This window comes from Thiobacillus sp. (assembly GCF_024708915.1).
This window is the reverse complement of record NZ_JANJXQ010000270.1, coordinates 1-1328: the sequence shown is the minus strand read 5'-3', so window position 1 is coordinate 1328 and position 1328 is coordinate 1. Positions and strand designations below refer to the sequence as shown.

The 1328-nt window shown below is 67.0% G+C and carries 2 protein-coding genes and 1 pseudogene; all 3 read right to left on the bottom strand.

The genetic code is table 11. The annotated features are described in order from the left end of the window. Positions 1-15: 15 nt before the first annotated feature. Positions 16-780, bottom strand: coding sequence for an EscU/YscU/HrcU family type III secretion system export apparatus switch protein (locus Q0L94_RS17590; RefSeq protein WP_296755937.1), 765 nt, complete (start codon positions 778-780; stop codon positions 16-18). Between the two features lie 189 nt (positions 781-969). Continuing rightward, on the bottom strand, positions 970-1170 hold the full coding sequence (iscX, locus tag Q0L94_RS17585) for a Fe-S cluster assembly protein IscX (RefSeq protein WP_026177340.1): 201 nt from the start codon (positions 1168-1170) through the stop codon (positions 970-972). Continuing rightward, a pseudogene (locus tag Q0L94_RS17580) lies at positions 1166-1328 on the bottom strand (ISC system 2Fe-2S type ferredoxin); the annotation flags it as partial. The gene iscX and the pseudogene Q0L94_RS17580, both read right to left, overlap by 5 nt.

Below are 1328 nucleotides of genomic sequence, written 5' to 3'. Positions count from 1 at the left end.
TCACGCCCTGCGCGTTCATCCGATCACCTCGTCAATGCGTTGCCCGGCCCGTTGCTGGCGGCCGCGTAGTCGAGCCCGCATTTCCGGATGGACCTCGGCTTCGCGCGCCTCGGCCAGCACCTCCTGCCAGGTCATCGCGTGACGCCGCAGATAGCGCCACCAGCGCCAGCCGGCGTCGAGCGCCGCGGACAGCGCCAGCGCCGCCGCCAGCGCCAGCACGCCGCGCCCCACCCAGGCGGCGCTCGCAGCCAGCGCCGCGCCGGCCCCGTTGCCGGCCAGGTCCTGCAGCTGCGGCCAGCCGCTCGCCAGCGCCCAGCCCGCCGCCGCGGCGGCGAGCACCAGCTTGAGCAGCGCCTGCGTTCCATCGAACAGCGAATCGACGGAAAACAGCCGGGCAAAGGGCTTGAAAGGGTTGGCGCGGGCCAGTTCGGCGCGGGCGAAGCGAGGCGCGAACACCCAGCCCGAGAGCAGCACCGGCGCCACCAGCGCCGCGGCAAAAATGACGGCCAGCAGCGGCAGCAAAGCCCACAGCGTAGACCAGACCGCTTCAAGGAAAACCGGGGAGAGCGGCGTCGCCGCGTGGATGAACGCCGCCTCGATCATCGCCTGCAGGGCATGCAACAGCCGCGGCGCCAGCCAGCCCAGCATGCCCAGCGCCGACAGCAGCACGAGCCACGCCGTGAGTTCGGCAGAGCGCGGAACGTCGCCCGCGCTGCGCGCCTGTTGCAGACGCTGCGGACTTGCCGGTTCGGTACGGGAAAGATCAGTCTCCTCGGCCATGCTTGTCTCGAATTTTGGGGGAGTCTAGCACGAGGCGGGGCAGGCTTTCTGCGGTCGAGACAGCAGGCGCCCTGATCGGACAACGGGATTTTCGATCGGGCTGTTCGTCAACCCGCCCGATTCCAGGTACGCCGGCTGGCGTTGAAGAATATCAAAAGCGGGGACGATGATCCGGTGGCTGTTGCCCGATTAATTGACCTCGTCGATCCACGCCATCTGGATCGCCTCGAGAATCTTCTCGCCGGAATGGTTGGGGTCGTCGTCGAAATCGGGCAGTTCCATCACCCAGCCATGCAGGTCGGTGAAGCGGATGGTGCGCGGGTCGATTTCGGGATGCGCCTCGGCGAGTTCGATGGCGATGTCGAGGGTGTCCGTCCACTTCATATCAATGCCCTTCCTTGACCATGTTGATGGTGTATTTGGGAATCTCGATCACCAGGTCGCTGCCGGCCACGCGCGCCTGGCACGACAGCCGCGACTGCGGCTCCAGGCCCCAGGCCTTGTCGAGCAGATCGTCCTCTTCTTCGGTGGACGCATCCAGCGAATTG